At 39.9% G+C, this 16,318-nt stretch carries 16 protein-coding genes and 1 pseudogene; 10 read left to right on the top strand and 7 right to left on the bottom strand.

Features of this window, described 5'->3' with window-relative positions; all coding sequences use genetic code 11:
* Window positions 1-45: 45 nt before the first annotated feature.
* The 4 genes from N178_RS04040 to N178_RS04025 all read right to left on the bottom strand — a co-directional run bounded on the left by N178_RS04040 (window position 46) and on the right by N178_RS04025 (window position 4,533).
* Window positions 46-1,992 (bottom strand): ABC transporter permease, encoded by a 1,947-nt coding sequence (locus tag N178_RS04040; protein ID WP_045290671.1) that lies wholly within the window; start codon window positions 1,990-1,992, stop codon window positions 46-48.
* The gene (locus N178_RS04035; protein ID WP_045290669.1) at window positions 1,982-2,743 is read right to left on the bottom strand and encodes an ABC transporter ATP-binding protein; all 762 of its coding nucleotides are present in this window, start codon (window positions 2,741-2,743) and stop codon (window positions 1,982-1,984) included. The genes N178_RS04040 and N178_RS04035 overlap by 11 nt, the downstream gene beginning before the upstream one ends.
* 100 nt (window positions 2,744-2,843) lie before the next feature.
* A complete protein-coding gene (locus N178_RS04030) occupies window positions 2,844-3,848 on the bottom strand; it encodes a sensor histidine kinase (RefSeq protein WP_045290666.1) in 1,005 nt (334 codons plus the stop codon).
* Window positions 3,841-4,533 (bottom strand): response regulator transcription factor, encoded by a 693-nt coding sequence (locus N178_RS04025; protein WP_045291047.1) that lies wholly within the window; start codon window positions 4,531-4,533, stop codon window positions 3,841-3,843. Before N178_RS04025 ends, N178_RS04030 begins: the two co-directional genes overlap by 8 nt.
* 170 nt (window positions 4,534-4,703) lie before the next feature.
* Here N178_RS04025 and N178_RS04020 point away from each other — a divergent pair, with 170 nt between their 5' ends.
* The 3 genes from N178_RS04020 to N178_RS04010 all read left to right on the top strand — a co-directional run bounded on the left by N178_RS04020 (window position 4,704) and on the right by N178_RS04010 (window position 7,425).
* Complete coding sequence (locus tag N178_RS04020; RefSeq protein WP_045290663.1) at window positions 4,704-5,618, top strand: NAD(P)-dependent alcohol dehydrogenase; 915 nt, start codon at window positions 4,704-4,706, stop codon at window positions 5,616-5,618.
* 399 nt (window positions 5,619-6,017) lie between these two features.
* Window positions 6,018-6,263 (top strand): hypothetical protein, encoded by a 246-nt coding sequence (locus N178_RS27420; protein WP_237758399.1) that lies wholly within the window; start codon window positions 6,018-6,020, stop codon window positions 6,261-6,263.
* Window positions 6,241-7,425, top strand: coding sequence for a M20 metallopeptidase family protein (locus N178_RS04010; protein WP_045290660.1), 1,185 nt, complete (start codon window positions 6,241-6,243; stop codon window positions 7,423-7,425). Before N178_RS27420 ends, N178_RS04010 begins: the two co-directional genes overlap by 23 nt.
* Before the next feature lie 181 nt (window positions 7,426-7,606).
* Here N178_RS04010 and N178_RS04005 read toward each other — a convergent pair whose 3' ends face one another.
* Window positions 7,607-8,080, bottom strand: a complete 474-nt coding sequence (locus N178_RS04005; protein WP_237758398.1) for a hypothetical protein — start codon at window positions 8,078-8,080, stop codon at window positions 7,607-7,609.
* A 96-nt stretch (window positions 8,081-8,176) separates the two neighbouring features.
* Between N178_RS04005 and N178_RS04000 the strand changes: the two genes are divergently transcribed.
* Complete coding sequence (locus N178_RS04000; RefSeq protein ID WP_045290656.1) at window positions 8,177-8,722, top strand: GNAT family N-acetyltransferase; 546 nt, start codon at window positions 8,177-8,179, stop codon at window positions 8,720-8,722.
* Between the two features lie 36 nt (window positions 8,723-8,758).
* Here the strand turns inward: N178_RS04000 and N178_RS03995 are convergent, their stop codons facing one another.
* On the bottom strand, window positions 8,759-10,147 hold the full coding sequence (locus N178_RS03995) for an alpha/beta fold hydrolase (RefSeq protein WP_045290654.1): 1,389 nt from the start codon (window positions 10,145-10,147) through the stop codon (window positions 8,759-8,761).
* 178 nt (window positions 10,148-10,325) lie between these two features.
* Here N178_RS03995 and ggt point away from each other — a divergent pair.
* The 3 genes and pseudogenes from ggt (at window position 10,326) to N178_RS03980 (ending at window position 13,292) form a co-directional block, all read left to right on the top strand.
* Window positions 10,326-11,936, top strand: a pseudogene (gene ggt / locus N178_RS03990) (gamma-glutamyltransferase).
* A gap of 205 nt (window positions 11,937-12,141) precedes the next feature.
* Window positions 12,142-12,642, top strand: a complete 501-nt coding sequence (locus tag N178_RS03985; protein WP_045290652.1) for a CBO0543 family protein — start codon at window positions 12,142-12,144, stop codon at window positions 12,640-12,642.
* Window positions 12,643-12,680: 38 nt separating this feature from the next.
* Window positions 12,681-13,292 carry a CBO0543 family protein gene (locus tag N178_RS03980; RefSeq protein ID WP_045290650.1) on the top strand — a complete coding sequence of 204 codons (612 nt, stop codon included), beginning with the start codon at window positions 12,681-12,683 and terminating at the stop codon, window positions 13,290-13,292.
* Between the two features lie 29 nt (window positions 13,293-13,321).
* Here N178_RS03980 and N178_RS03975 read toward each other — a convergent pair whose 3' ends face one another.
* Window positions 13,322-13,660 carry a hypothetical protein gene (locus tag N178_RS03975; RefSeq protein WP_045290649.1) on the bottom strand — a complete coding sequence of 113 codons (339 nt, stop codon included), beginning with the start codon at window positions 13,658-13,660 and terminating at the stop codon, window positions 13,322-13,324.
* Between the two features lie 440 nt (window positions 13,661-14,100).
* Between N178_RS03975 and N178_RS03970 the strand changes: the two genes are divergently transcribed.
* The 3 genes from N178_RS03970 to gltP all read left to right on the top strand — a co-directional run bounded on the left by N178_RS03970 (window position 14,101) and on the right by gltP (window position 16,173).
* Window positions 14,101-14,301: a hypothetical protein gene (locus N178_RS03970; protein WP_045290648.1), complete on the top strand. Its 201-nt coding sequence runs from the start codon at window positions 14,101-14,103 to the stop codon at window positions 14,299-14,301.
* 88 nt (window positions 14,302-14,389) lie between these two features.
* Window positions 14,390-14,728: a zinc ribbon domain-containing protein YjdM gene (locus N178_RS03965; RefSeq protein WP_045290646.1), complete on the top strand. Its 339-nt coding sequence runs from the start codon at window positions 14,390-14,392 to the stop codon at window positions 14,726-14,728.
* A 200-nt stretch (window positions 14,729-14,928) separates the two neighbouring features.
* On the top strand, window positions 14,929-16,173 hold the full coding sequence (gene gltP, locus N178_RS03960) for a glutamate-aspartate/proton symporter GltP (RefSeq protein ID WP_045290644.1): 1,245 nt from the start codon (window positions 14,929-14,931) through the stop codon (window positions 16,171-16,173).
* Window positions 16,174-16,318 lie beyond the last annotated feature (145 nt).

Here is a 16,318-nt window from a genome sequence, read left to right as displayed (position 1 = left end):
CATGTAGAGATCAAAAGCACAAGCTATAGCTTGTGCTTTTGATCTTTACAGAGCTTCTTTAATAATTTTTTTATAGTAAAGAACAGATAAAATACCAAAAATAGAGTAGAGGACCGTATAGATAATCATGACGATAATCATTGGCATCCAAAGTTCAGTTCCAAACAAAAACCAGCCGGATTGCACGGCAAAATAACTGTGAAGCAAGCCTACGATTAACGGTATGCCGAAATTAAAGAGCTGCTTTATTTTTATTCCGTTTAGTAAGTCTTTTTCGGTAAATCCTAGCTTTCTAAGAATTGTATAGTTTGGTTTTTCATCTTCACTTTCGTCCATTTGCTTGAAGTAAAGAATGCACCCTGACGTGATTAAAAATGCCAGTCCTAGAAAAGCAACAATGAACATGATTAGACCCATAGTCTGCTTTTGGCTCCGTATCATATCCATACGGGAATCATTTAAGCTGTTATTGCTAAATTTCATCTCTCCGAAAAGCTCATTTGCTTTTTGTAAGTTATCTTCATTTGATATGTCTATTCCAGTGTAGATAGACGATTCTTTTTGAATAGAAGGGTCTACATTCTGTTTAAGCTCATTAAATACAGCATCATCTACAATGGCAGTAGGCAAACCGCCCCCTGTAAAATAAATAGATAGAAGAAACTTTCGCTTTAATCCTACAAACTTTTGCGGAATTACTTTTTGCTTTCCTTTTAGCTCAATACGCCCTGAATCTTTAAATGCCATTGTTTTTTGAAGCATATTATTATAGCCGGTAAACAAGGTTTCGTTTTGAGCTAGATTTATGCCATTAACGGATTTTTCACTAATCATTGGAATCATCATAGCGGACGAGTCCACCATTGGACTTTTTAGTTCATTTTCTAAGATGTTTTTTACGTTTGCTTTTACTTGGATGACGTCGATCTTTTTTTCTGTGTATGCTATTTTCTTTCCATCCAGCGCCGCTTTAAACGAAGCGACGTCTTTTGTATTATTGATAGAAAAATCGTTAGGTACATAGTCTCCAGCCGACTTTTCAGCAGAGTAATAGGAAATGTAGCTCAAGCATAAAAAACCGATAGCAAGAGCGGATACGGTTGTAATAACCGTTAGCAACAGTGCGTTTGATTTCATGCGAAACATAATCGAAGAAAGAGATAATACGTCGTTAATCGACAAATAGCCTTTTTTGCTTTTTCGCATAAGATTTAATAAAAAGCGAACGGACCCTTTATAAAACAAATAGGTTCCGATGATAACCGAAGCTAAAATGGATACCATTGCGATGGACAAAGCATTCATGCTTGTAAAAGATCCGTCAAACAATTTAGCAGAAATATAGTAGCCGGAAGCAATAAAGATCATGCCAAGAATTCCAATAATAATTTCAAGAATACTGATTTTTTTTGTTTTGCTTTCTGTTGATGACGTAACGCGGAATAGTGCTAAAATGGTCTGTCTTTTAATAAAAAGGTAGTTCATCGTCATAATCAGTAAATAGATGACTCCAAACACAATCAGCGTTTGAATCAAGGCTTCTTCTGAGAAGTGAAGCTGGGCAATGCCTTTTGTATCGGTGATTTTAAATAAAATCATGATGATTACTTTTGAAAACGAAAACCCAATTAAAATGCCGACAATCAGCGAGCTAAAGTACAGCATGAAATTTTCAACGGTCAAAATACGAAAAATTTTTATTTTGGTCATGCCAATTAGCTGAAATAAGCCAATTTCTTTACTGCGCCGTTTGATAAATATCGTATTTGCATATAATAGAAAGATAGAAACAATGGCTACAAGTAAAACAGAAGCGGCCCGAACGGCTGCGCCTCCTTTAATGGAGCCTTTGGTTGCATCAAGAGCAGGATCATACTGAAGCGTGACAAAAGCAAAATATAAAGCTGCGCTGAAAATCAGTGCAAAAACGTACAAATAATAGTTTTTTACATTCTTTTTGAAGTTGCGGAAAACGAGCTGATTAATATTCATCTTGCACTCCGCCCAGTACGCCTTGCGTTTTCATAATATCTTCAAAGAAGTCTTTTCGCGTTTGGTCGCCTTTATACAGCTGCGTATAAATTTGTCCGTCTTTTATAAAAATGACTTTACTGCAGTAGCTGGCTGCCACTGGGTCATGCGTTACCATCACAATCGTTGCGCTTCTTTTATTATTAAGCTCGGTCAGTTTGTTTAATAAATCGCTGGCTGCTTTTGAGTCAAGCGCACCCGTTGGTTCGTCAGCAAAAATCATACTTGGCTCATGAATAAAGGCTCTTGCGGCAGAGGTACGCTGCTTTTGTCCGCCCGAAATTTCATTTGGATATTTGTCTTTCAGCTCGTAGATGCCAAGCTGTTTGGCTAGCGCGTCAAATTTTTTGTGAGCTACTGCTGAAGGAGTTTTGACAACAGAAAGCGGCAAGAGGATATTTTCTTTGACTGTCAGCGTATCGAGCAAGTTATAGTCTTGAAAGATAAAGCCCAAATGTGTTTTTCGAAAGTTTGCTAACTGCTTTTCTTTCATTCTGCTAATTTCATTTCCTTCAATTTTGATGGTTCCGCCGTTGATTTTATCAATTGAAGAAAGCACGTTAAGAAGCGTCGTTTTACCTGAGCCTGAAGCGCCCATAATTCCTACAAATTCTCCTTTCATAATGGTAATATCTACACCTTTTAATACTTCTTGTTTATTAAATTTATTTCCGTAGCTTTTATGAATATTAGTAGCTTCTAATATGTTCATATGTATTCACTCCTTTGATTCGATACGTTTATTATAAAAAAAGAGACTTTCGTTTTCCTTTGATTCACCGAACAAATGAGGAAAGCATGTGACATTTTTGTCACATGCTTTTTATATCAACAAAATCATTTGATTTAGGAAAGGCAAGCGTAAATGTCGTGCCTTCGTTAAGAACTGACTTCACGCCAATGTGAATCGAAAGAGCGTGCGCCGCTTTTTGAGCGAGATACAGACCCATGCCTGTGGCACGGCTGTCTTCATGCTGAGTAGTGGAGGTAAAACCTTTATCAAAAATGCGCGGCATATCTTGAGGAGAAATGCCGCGTCCGCTATCTTTTACCTCGACGTACACTTGACCGTGGTGCTTGTAGCTTCTAATCATCACGTCAGATTCTTCACTGTACTTGACTGCGTTTGTTAAGAGCTGCCTCATAATAAACGACAGCCACTTTGCGTCACACAGTACACGTTCTGCCTGTATGTCCACATCAAACCCAATATTTTTTTGCATACACCAAGCTTGCAGCGTTTTGATCTCGGTGAAAATAAGGGACTCTAGATCCAGGTGCTCAATATACATATCATTTTCAATAAAGAAAATGCGCTTTTGATGCAGCTGCTGATCAAGTAAAAAGTGAATACGGAGCCATTCGAACGTCAAGTTCGCTTTAACTTCTCGATTTTCTAAGCGTTCAATTATTAAATGCATCGCAGTTAACGGCGTTTTAATTTCGTGAATCCAAGCTAACAGTTCATCTTTTTCCTGCGTCATGTGCAGCTGAATCTGCACGCCATCTTTTTTCGCTTGTTCTAATTGTTGCATCAGATTTCGCTGAACAATCTTTTCAAAGGGGCGCAGCGGATGAGAAAGAGTAGAAGAATCAAAGAAATCCTCTTCATCTTTTAGCTCTTGATAAAATTTTGTCTCTTTATGATAGCGGAAGACGCAAAAAATAAGAAAGACAATTGATGATAAAAACACGATATAAAGAATCGAAGACACAGGAATGGATTCATCAATATAAGCGATAAAAAGCATAAAAAGATGCATCATAAAAAAGAAAAGAATCCAGCTTAGACGCTCGCGAATAAAGAGTTTAATCATAGCGTTCCTCTTCAATCGCTACGTAGCCTTGACCAACTTTTGTTTCAATAAACGTTCCTAGTCCAATTTCATCTAACTTTTTTCGCAGGCGATTGACGTTTACCGTCAGCGTGTTGTCACTGATAAACCGTTTATCTTCCCACAAACTATTAATCAGCTCATCTCGGCTTACAATCGTATTCTTTTTATGGATTAAGCATTTTAAAATAAAGATTTCATTTTTGGTTAAATCAATAGCTGTAGATCCCGCTGATACTTTATTTTTTTCGTAATCAATCGTTGCGCCTTGCCACGAAAGAAGGTTTACTTGTTCAACGCTGTAGTTATATACGCGGCGAAGAAGGGCCTGTATTTTTGCTACAAGCACATCAAAATGAAACGGCTTTTGCACAAAGTCGTCGGCTCCGAACTGCATAGACATCACCATATCAGAAGGGTGATCACGTGAAGATAGGAAGATGATAGGGATTTTTGAATGAGAGCGAATCATTCTGCACCAGTGAAATCCGTCATACTTTGGCAGCTGAATATCCATAATAACTAAATCAGGTTTTACTTCACTAAACTCCTGCATAACGCTGCTGAAATCACGAATACCGTAAACATCATACGACCATTGCTCCAAACGCTCTTTCAGTTCGTTAAACAGCGTTGCATCGTCTTCAATTAAAAGAAGTTTAAACAATAACACGTACCACGCTTTCTGTTTTTATACTTATTTTATAGCAATATCCTTTTATTTACCATATGTGACAGTAGATTCACCGGCTTTCTTATTAAAATGTGAAAGAATAGCTTCCGACGAGCATAGCTTATAAACATATATTGAATGCTAGTGAGAAAAGGAGAGCTGCTATGAAAGCAATGGTATGTACAAAGTATGGTAAACCAGATGTTCTTAAGCTTAAAGAAGTGAAAAAGCCGGATCCGAAAGAGAATGAAATACTGATAAAAGTTCATGCCACCACGGTCACATCGGGCGACTGCAGAGTGAGGAGCTTTAATAGTCCACTATTATTATGGCTTCCTATGAGAATAGTTTTAGGATTACGGAAGCCTAGAAAACCAATACTAGGCGTAGAGCTGGCTGGAGAAGTAGAAGAAGTCGGAAAGAACGTCACACAGTTCAAAAAAGGTGATCAGCTTTTTGCGATGACAGGGATGAAGTTCGGAGGATATGCTGAATATATCTGCTTACCTGAAAAAGGAACAATAGCCGTAAAGCCAGAGAATGTAACCTATGAAGAAGCCGCCTCTATTTCTTTTGGCGGCACGACGGCTTTGCATTTTTTTAGAAAAGGAAACATTCAAGCTGGACAAAAAGTGCTTATCTACGGTGCTTCAGGCGCCGTAGGAACTGCCGCTGTACAGCTTGCCAGCCATTACCGAGCCGAAGTGACAGGCGTGTGCAGCGCTAAAAATAGTGAATTAGTAAAATCTTTAGGAGCAGACTACGTCATCGACTACCAAAACGAAGATTTTATTAAAAAAGAAGAAAGATATGATCTTATTTTTGATGCCGTTGGAAAACTTACAAAAAACCAGTGTAAGGAAGCGTTGACTCTAAATGGACGCTTTGTTTCAGTCGAAGGGCAAGGAATTGCGAAAGTGCAGACGGAAGATTTATTACTTCTTAAAAAGCTGATGGAAGAAGGGAGGATAAATTCAGTGATTGATAGATGTTGCTCTTTAGAACAAATTCCAGCAGCTCATGAGTACGTAGAGACCGGACATAAGGTAGGAAATGTGGTTGTAGTTTTAAAGGAATAAAACTACATATTTGAAAAGCTTATTTGACTTACCCGGATAGTAGGTATAACATGCAGATAAGTCAACTAAACAGCTATTTAAAACCGATCGACCAGACGACTGGAGATGCTTTGAACAATCAAAGCATCTCTTTTTTCCAAGTATTGATTTAATTATAGGAGATAGCAAGGAAGATGTAGAAAGAAGATATAGAGAGCTTGCCGCTTCACAATTGATCATGCCATTACATATCTATCTCGTTTTTTTGATGACTACGACTTTCATCAATTTGACGTAGACGTACCGTTTCCAGAGTTAGGGGATATCGGAGCCAATGCCTTTCAAAGTACTACAAATAAAATTAAACAAGCGGCGGCTGCTAGGAAATTAACGTTAAGAGAAGTCGCGCTTGAAACAATTTTGCCTCGTTCGCCGTTTTCAGGAACACCTGAGCACGTAGCGGATGGATTTGTGCTTCGTCCGTTTATGAGCGAGACGTTTCATCAATTTGTGGAAAAAGTGGTGCCTATCTTACAGGAGCGTGGGCTTTACGACACTTCATATGAAAGCGATATGCTGCGCGGAAATTTAAATCTTTCCGTTCCATCCAATCGATATAGTCAAACAAAGGGGGAGTTTGTTTATGGCAGTCAAATCAATCGGTGAATACAGCGTAACAGAAAGCTTAAAAAAGCAGGTAATTGAGTGGAGAAGACACTTTCATCGCTATCCTGAATTATCGTTTCAAGAGCATCGAACGGCTCAGTTTGTTGAAGATACGCTTCGTTCGTTTGGAAGCTTTAGCATTACGCGTCCTACAGCAACAAGTGTAGTGGCTAGATTAGTAGGAAAAGAGAAGGGAAAAGTGGTCGCGATTCGAGCGGATATGGACGCGCTGCCGATTGAAGAAGAAAACACGTTTGCATTTGCTTCGGTTCATAAAGGCGTGATGCATGCATGCGGACACGACGGTCACACGGCTATTTTGCTAGGAGCAGCTTCTGTACTTTCTCAATTAGGAAATGAATTTAAAGGAGAAATTCGCTTGATTTTTCAACACGCAGAAGAGCTGCTGCCCGGGGGAGCGCAGGAACTTGTCAAAGAAGGGGTAATGGAAGGTGTGGATTATGTAATTGGTACGCATTTGAATTCTGGTCTTCCGGCCGGAGAAATCGGCGTGCTTGCAGGTCCTATGATGGCTTCGCCTGACACGTTTAATATATCGATTAAAGGAAAAGGAGGACACGCCGCAGCGCCTCATGAAGCAGTGGATGCTATTGTTGTAGGAGCGCAAATTGTTACGAACCTGCAAACCATTGTTTCAAGAACGACGAACCCAATCGATAAATTAGTCGTATCGGTTACACAATTTCACGGAGGAACTACGCACAACGTACTTCCTGATAAAGTGGAGCTCAACGGTACCGTTCGAAGCTTTGACGCCGCTCTACGAGAAAGAGTTCCGGCACAAATCGACCGGATTGTAAAAGGACTAACAGAAGCCTACGGTGCAGAGTATACCTTCACATATGAAAAAGGCTACCATCCCGTCATTAACTCTGAAGAAATTACGCGTTTAATTGAAGAAACGGCTATCGAAGAATTTGGAAAAGAACGTGTTAAAACGCTGTCTCCTAAAATGGGGGGAGAAGATTTTTCAGCTTACCTGCAGGAAACGGAAGGAGCTTTTTTTAACATTGGAGCGCGAAATGAAGAACAAGGCGCTGTATACCCTCATCATCACCCGAAATTTACCGTAGATGAAGCCTCGCTTGAAGTTGGAGTAAAGATGTTTTTGCGCGTTACTGAAAAGCTGTTGGCTCGTTAAAAAAAGAACAAGAACCTATTTGGTTCTTGTTCTTTTTTATGTATTCTTACTTCGTATCTTTATAATTCGTCGCAAATCCTGCTGCAATCAAACCAATTAGACCCAGCACTCCTACAATAACCGTTATGACCACTATGTTCACCTCAATTGCTCTTAATAATGCGTTTCCATTTGTTTAATTTTACCATGAGTCTTCATGTGAAAGAAGTTTTTCTTTTAAAGGCTCTAGCTTTTTGAATTTTTGATCGTAGCTTTGTCGTTTTAACATGTCATTAGTGATGATTAACGCATCTTCTTTACGCCCTGCATACAAGTAGGCTTCAATGACTTCGTCAAATCCTTCTGAGTAAGGAAATTTTTCATATTTTGCTAGTTTAAATGAGGCGTCGTAGTGTTTCGTTGAGTCTTTATATTGCTTTAGTTTTAAAAGCATACGCCCGTTTGCTAAATGTAAATCAGCTCGTTCTAAATCGGTAAGGGTATGGAGTTCAATCCCTTGGTTGCGTATTTCAAGCGCATCGTCATATCGCTTTTTTTCTTCTAGCTCAAATGCTTTTTCGTAAAAATGGTCAAATTTTGTTAGCGGCCTTTTTGATTTATAGAACTTGTAAATGCCGTATAGGATCAAAAGCAGTAACCAAAGCAACTTGTTCAACTCTCTTCCATTTCTTTATGTATAATATTTATATTAAAGGAAATTAAATTCAATTGATAGATTTATTGAAAGAAAGACGTTTTTGGGGGGGATACGATGGTCATCAACCAGCAGATTTACCATGTGAAAGGACTTCAGTACATCATTCGCCCAGCTTACATTAGGGACGCAGAAGAACTGTCTCACCTAAGAGTTCAGCTAGACGGAGAAACGGAAAATTTAGATCGGGAACCAGGAGAAGGGTATATGGACAAATCGGATTTTGAAAAACTTATTCAACGTGACGCGGAAAGTAAACGAAACTTATTTTTAGTAGCGGTTGTACATAATAAAATTGTCGGATTTTCAAGGTGCCAAGGCAACGAGTTGAAACGATTTGCCCATAAAGTAGAGTTTGGCGTATGCGTCGCAAAAGCATGTTGGGGATACGGAATTGGCAAAGGTCTTTTACAGCAATCCATACTGTGGGCAGATGACGCCGGCATGAAGAAAATGACGCTGAACGTGCTAGAGACCAATAAAAAAGCCATTGATTTATATGAAAAGTTCGGATTTGAAGTAGAAGGAGTATTAAAAAATGACAAGGTGCTGTCAGACGGTAAGTGCTATAGTACGGTTGTAATGGGGAGGTTTAATGGATAAGAGAACAAGGCGCTGGAAAAACAGCGCCCTGTTCTCTTATTTTTTCGTTTCACGAACCCATTTCACAATATCATCAATGACATAAGAAGGAATGTTGGCTGAAACAGCATATTCATCGGGCGTGCTTTTTTCACCGCTTCCTTCTGTAAAAAAGTGGTTGAGCTTTGGATAAAGCTTAAAAGAAGTGTTGGAACGCTGAGACAAGCTTTGCTTCCAGCCTTCAAAATCCTCGGTCGTTACTTGATAATCACGCGCTCCTTGTAAAAAAAGCAGCGGCGTATGCTGAGATTTTGCAACTTCTGCAGGGTGCCAGTGAGCTAAGTCATACCAAAAATAAGGCGTGCCAAGCAGAAATTCTTTTGGCGGCTGAGCTGGCGAAAAGCTTGGGTCTTGCAATATGGCAAACTGCTGCTGGAAAAAAGCAAGCTGCTCTTTCGGAAGCTGATTCAGCGAGACAAGATAGGCAAATTGTTCGAGCATTAACTCTGGAAGTGTGCGGCTCGGTGCAGCAAGTAAAACAGAGCCGCGAACGCTTTTATCCGGCGTTTGATTTAAAATCCTAGGCATCATCATGCCGCCTTGACTGTGTCCCAGTAAAAAAATATTGCGGTTGTCGATGCCTTTTTGTTTTGCCATTGCTTCCACTGCGAGTACGGCATCATCCGTTGTTTCATCGTCAACGTTTATTTTATTTTCACCGGACATTTTAGCTGTATGTTCGTATGTACGCTTATTATAGCGTAAAACGGCGATTCCTTGAGAAGCCAGTCCTGAAGCCAGATCTCGAAACGGCTTTAAGCTCATAAAGGTTTCATCTTGATCAGAAGGACCTGATCCGTGAACTAAAATGACAACGGGTACATTTTGATGTTTTGAACGTGTTGGAAGAGTGAGCGTTGCTGGAAGTTCGTAAGGTGCTTTGCCGATTGAAAGCTGTTTTTCACTGTAGTTCTTAGGGGTGTCATAAGGCGGTGTGAAAAATGAAAACTGGCGCTCCTCCGGTACGATTCGCCAATCATCAATTTGACGATTTTGGCTAAAGCGAACGGTTAAAGTAGCTGATACGTGTTCAAATTCAATGGGAATGTCTATGTTTCGATGAACGGTATTGACGTCACCTTGTACAGCTGTACCAATCTTTTTTACAGCACCCAGCTGAGCTGTTAGAGATGACCACCATGTTTTTAAGTTGTCTTCACTCATTTTTGCCTGCAGGCTGCGGTTAAAGTAGCGCGTAGCTTCTTTTGTTTTTCCGTTCGCTACATTCGTTAAAAATGCATTTGCTCGTTTGACTTCGACTTTTGCTGAGTGATGAGCAGCATTCGCCGCTGCTTCAGCTTGAACGGTTGAAGTGGATATAGGGAGTACTTGAAACCCGAGTGCTAAAGAAACAGCGAGTGGAAGGGCAGCTTTTACTTTTTTCATACATCATCCTCCTTGGCAATTCTTTTACTCTACCAGTATACCAATTTTAGGTAAAAAGAGTCATGTCATTCTGAGATAAAAAGAAAGGCGATGCGCCGTAAATATGGTAAAATAAAGAAGTTTAATTATTTAGAAAATTAGAAATAAATTCAGAGGTGTAAAAGAGGAGGAGCTTTTTATGAACTATGATCCGCAGTATCATCCGTATCGATCATCCCGAGTGCCGGTCTATGCTAAAAAAGAAATGGTAGCTACATCTCAGCCGCTCGCAGCGCAGGCAGGTCTTGATATCTTAAAAAAAGGCGGCAATGCCATTGATGCAGCAATCGCAGCAGCGGCGAGTCTTACCATATTAGAGCCCGCATCAAATGGAATCGGAGGAGACGCTTTTGCGCTTATTTGGACTAATGATCAGCTTTACGGACTGAATGCTAGCGGGCCTTCCCCGCAGTCTATTTCCATTGACGCACTGAAGGAAAAAGGATACAGGGATATTCCTAAGTACGGAATGATTCCGGTTACGGTTCCTGGTGCTCCGGCTGCTTGGGCTGCTTTATCGAAGCGATTTGGCAAACTGCCTCTTTCTCAAGTGCTGCAGCCTGCCATTCAATATGCCAAGGAAGGATTTCCACTAGCTCCCACTCTCGCTAAACAATGGAAGCAAGCGTAAGATACGTTTAAACGAGTACATACAAACGAAGAATTTGAGTCATGGTTTCAAACGTTTGCGCCAAATGGACGAGCACCAAAAGCAGGAGAGATGTGGTCATCTACTGATCACGCTCGTACGCTTGAGCTCATTGGTGAAACAAATGCAGAAGCATTTTATAAAGGTGAGCTTGCAGAACGTATGGATGCATTCAGCAAAAAATATAGCGGCTTTTTATCCAAGGAAGATTTAGCTGCTTATAAGCCTGAGTGGGTGAATCCTATTTCCGCTCACTACCGTGGATATGATGTGTGGGAAATTCCTCCGAACGGTCAAGGGCCTATTGCGTTATTGGCATTACATATCGTAAAAGGCTTTGAGCTTCAAGAAAAAGATGCGGTGGATACGTATCATAAACAAATCGAAGCGATAAAGCTTGCGTTTGCGGACGGAGAAAAATACATTACGGAAGAAGCGCAAATGACCGTACCTGTCAGCGAACTGCTGTCTGATACATATGCAAGCTATCGCCGCAGCCTTATAGAAGAGCATGCCCTGCAGCCTGAAGCAGGAGAACCTGTTGGAAGCGGAACGGTGTATTTAGCCACCGCTGATGAAGAAGGCAACATGGTTTCATTTATTCAAAGTAATTATATGGGTTTCGGTTCTGGAATCGTTGTGCCAGAAACGGGAATTGCCTTACAAAACCGCGGACATAATTTTTCAATGGATCCTAATCATGATAACTGCCTTGCTCCTAATAAAAAAATGTTTCATACCATTATTCCAGGCTTTCTCACTAAAAATAATGCACCAGTAGGACCTTTTGGCGTGATGGGAGGGTTTATGCAGCCGCAGGGGCATATGCAAGTTGTTATGAATACGATTGACTTTCACCTTCATCCTCAAGCCGCTTTAGACGCGCCAAGATGGCAGTGGAAAAAAGATAAAACGGTGCTTGTGGAGCCGGCTTTTCCTTCACACGTAGCACAAGCGCTTGAACGAAAAGGACATAAAATTGAAGTAGCCGTGGATTCGATGGCATTTGGGCGCGGACAGATTATTTGGAGAGACCCTGAAAGCGGCGTGCTATGCGGAGGAAGTGAATCACGAACGGATGGATTTGTAGCTGGATGGTAAGAACAAAATAGATCAAGGAAGAAGCCCGTATTGAGTAGAGTCGGGCTTTTTTTCATGTCTCAACCATATGTATAAATCCCTTCAAAGAACTGAAAACTAAAACACATGTACGTACGTAAAGAGAACGTGATTAGAACAACCGTCTTAAGCTGCCAATCGACACGAAGGTATACTACCAACACTTGGTGAAAGGAGCGAAAAGGTTATGAGAAATAAAAGATTTGAAGTGGATTTTTTACGTGCAATGCTGATTATAGGGCTGGGAATGCTGCCTTTTTTATTTAGAAAACCACCGATTAAAGACTGGCTGCTGGCTTATGTATTTAACGCATTAACAAATGGTATTATTGATAAATTTATTGTCTCTCACGGCCTTCTTCGATATCCAACTCGCTTACTGAAAAAACAGTTTAGAATTAATGTATTGTTCGACTTTTTACTGTATCCTAGCATATCCGTTATGATTAATCAGGCTACGTATCACGATAAAGGGTTAAAAATTTTATATAAAATTGTACTTTTTACGATTCCCATGTTTTTTATTGAATTATGGGCTGAAAAACGAACGAAGCTTATCGAATGGAAAACAGGCTGGATGTGGTACCACACCTTTATTAGCGTAACGTTAAAATCCTATCTTAACCGGCTGCTGATTGGATGGATTCGGAAAATTGAAAAGAAGCAGGACGAAACGAAAATAAAATAACATTAGTTCTAAAAACGACGTTAGAGAGGTGAACAAAGGTGCATATTTCTGTCCTTCTATGGCTGATTTTTCAAAATATCCACAAAAAAACTTGGAACAAAATACGCGAGCTGTATGCTGGGGTTTTATACGTGAGCTTTTTTAATATTCTTTATTACTTTTTATGTAACGATAAGTTGCTTTGGGATTTTAAATCTTCTTATCTTCCGTTAAAAGGACTGCGTATTTTACACCTTATATTTATTACACCTCTCATGATTTTGTCGTTCTTAGCTACCTATCCGTCTACACTCGCTAAGCAGGTGAAATATATTACAAAATGGGTATGTACAGCTTCGTTTGTAGAATGGGTTGGGCTCAGGTGTAAGGGGATTACATTTAGGCACGGCTGGCATTTGGGGTGGTCAGCGCTTATTTATGTAATGATGCTTATCTTCTCGAGATGGTTTCAAAAAAAGCCCTTTGCGGTCTTACTGCTATCGGTTTTTGCAACAGTAGTTCTCAGCATTATTTTTAAAGTTCCCATTAGCAAACGAATGCTAAAACATCCGCTGAAACGAGTATTAACTCGGCCTTTAAAAGATCATGTGACTCAAGCTGTTGCTAACAAAATAAAGAGAAAATGCCTGCTTCTAAAGCTGTTTTCGTAAGTGCCTGCTCTCTGTAAAGAGCAGGTTTTTTAGCTCACGGGAGGAATAACGTCCGTCAGCAGCAGAATGAAAAAAATCAGGCCCACTCCCGTAAAGCTTAAAGAAGCAAGAAAATAAGCCGTCCAGCGCAAACGAAACGGATTATGTTCAATATTGGCTCCAGACATTAACCTCATGGAATGAGTTTTATAGTGAGAATGAGCGCTGTTGCTTCCGCTGCTTGAAAACCAAAAAGTCAAAACTGAAAACAAAAGTCCGCTAAAAAACATAAGCTCAATAAAGCGAATAGACAAAAATGATGAGCACGCATAGGTTAATCCAGCTTCAACAAGCAGGGTAATAACAAAAACAAGCTGAGGTTTCTTCAAAAAATCCCCCCCCTTTTTCTCTTTGTCCACTTTTAACTATACAATAATTTACATGTATAAAAAGTCTCAAAAGTGCTTTTATTATGATATAATGGTAATTATTGTATGTTTGAAAGGTATTCAAAGTCGTGCGCATCACGATTAGAAGTTCTTTTATAATAATGACACTGATGATAGACGCAGCGTTTAGTTTCAAGTACGTAGAATGAAAGTGAGGAACATGTATGGACTTAGAAGACACAGTGATTGCAATACTGACAGCGGGAGCACTGCTGTTATACGGGACGTTAGAGCTTTAGTTTGCACCTCGTAATTCTTCCTTTTTTAAAGGGTGGAAGCAAAAGCTGGCCGTTATTTTACCTTTATACGGCGTTACATTCGGCATATGGTACGCGTTTTGTTCGCAACAAAGAAATTCTTACAAAAAGGAGGAATGCAAAATGGAGATCAATTCATACCTCATTCGGTTTTCATGTATGCTGATGCTCATGTTTGGGGGATTATTTATTATACGGTATGTAAAAACAGGTGACTTTTATTTAGATCAGCTTCTTGTCTTTGGAGCGGGTTTTGTTCTGTTTATCAGCTCACTTATTTGGAAAAGAAAACATCAGCAGCAAGGAAATAAAGAAGCTTGTTAAATTTATAAAAATGTGACAGTATAAAACAGATAAAAAAACGTAATCTCGTGACCTTGCTAACGTTTACGAGCTGCTGGAGGAAAAGAAAATGAATGTACCTAATTGTCCAAGCTGTCAATCACAGTATACATATCAAGATGGAAACCTGTTCATCTGCCCAGAGTGTGCGCATGAATGGGGGCAAGATGAAAAAGCAGAAAGCACGGAGGAACAGCTTACTGTAAAAGATGCAAACGGTAATGCTTTAAAAGACGGAGATTCAGTTACTGTCATCAAAGACTTAAAAGTAAAAGGAAGCTCATCGGTTGTAAAGATCGGAACGAAAGTAAAAAGCATTCGTTTAGTAGAAGGCGATCATAACATCGACTGCAAAATTGATGGATTTGGAGCGATGAGCTTAAAATCTCAATTTGTGAAAAAAGCATAACGATAAAAAAGTCAGGATGAAGAAGACTTTCATCCTGACTTTTTTCTATGTATTTTAACTGGCAAGATAAAATATATAGACCAATTTGTCTATTTTAGAAGGAATCTAGCTAAATGTCCCGAACTTACTTAAAGTGTCTGATGATTTGGATATTAATGGAATAGATGTCCGTTTCATGAAGACAAAGGGGAGGGAGAAATGTGAAAAAATTTTTAGCGTTTCAAATTTTTATTGCATTAGTAATTGGAGCTGTTATCGGGCACTTTTTTCCGGACTTCGGGATGGCTTTAAGACCGGTAGGAGACGGGTTTATCCGCCTCATTAAAATGATTGTGGTGCCGATTGTCTTTTCAACCATCGTCATAGGTGCTGCGGGAAGCGGAAGTATGAAACAAATGGGGAGTTTAGGGTTAAAGACGATTATTTGGTTTGAAATTATTACTACCATCGTATTAGGAATTGGGCTGCTGCTAGTGAATTTGCTAAAGCCCGGAATAGGCCTCGATCTTTCTCATCTTGTTAAAAAAGATATCGGTGAATTGTCTCAGTATACCGACAAAGTCGTGGACTTTAAACAAATGATTTTGAACATCATTCCAACGAATATCGTAGATGTGATGGCAAAAAATGATTTGCTGGCCGTGATTTTCTTTGCTATTTTATTCGGTGTTGCTGCCTCAGGAGTTGGCAAAGCATCTGAACCTGCAATGAAATTTTTTGAATCCACCGCTAAAATTATGTTTAAATTAACGCAAATTGTTATGGTTACAGCGCCTCTTGGTGTATTAGCGCTGATGGCCGCATCTGTGGGGCAATACGGCATTGTACTTCTGCTTCCAATGCTGAAGCTAATTGGAACCGTCTTTTTAGGCCTTTTTATTATTTTATTTGTTTTATTTCCGCTTGTTGGGTTTTTGTTCAAATTCAACTACTTTGAAGTATTCAAAATGATTTGGGATTTGTTTCTTATTGCGTTTTCAACAACAAGTACGGAAACGGTGCTGCCACAGCTGATGGAGCGGATGGAAAAGTACGGATGTCCTAAACGAGTGGTGTCGTTTGTTATTCCGTCCGGCCTTTCGTTAAACTGTGATGGCTCCACGCTGTATTTATCCGTTTCATGCGTCTTTTTAGCACAGGCTTTTAATATTGACATGCCCCTAACTCAGCAATTATTTATGATGCTTATACTCGTGATGACAAGTAAAGGAATTGCGGCTGTCCCGTCAGGTTCACTTGTTGTGCTTTTAGCTACAGCCAACGCAGTAGGTCTGCCGGCTGAAGGAGTCGCAATCATTGCAGGAGTGGACCGCATCATGGATATGGCCAGAACAGGAGTTAACGTTCCAGGCCACGCCATTGCCTGTATCGTCGTCTCGAAATGGGAAAAAGTATTTCGAACCCAAACACCAATTCCGCCTGCATCTCACACGGAATCTCTATAAAACCAGCCCCGCTTTAGCTCATAAAGCGGGGGTTTTTTGTTAAATCTCCAAACATTTATTAACGATGTAGACTAGAGTAATTTGCCATACTCAGCCCTACTCAAAAAAAGAGCACGCGCCGCTCAAGTCTAAAAAAATGCCTCGT

Origin of the sequence: Priestia aryabhattai B8W22, from assembly GCF_000956595.1 — a bacterium.
GTDB lineage: Bacteria > Bacillota > Bacilli > Bacillales > Bacillaceae_H > Priestia > Priestia aryabhattai.
The sequence above is the reverse complement of the archived record's forward strand: the minus strand, read 5'-3'. Positions and strand labels throughout refer to the sequence as shown.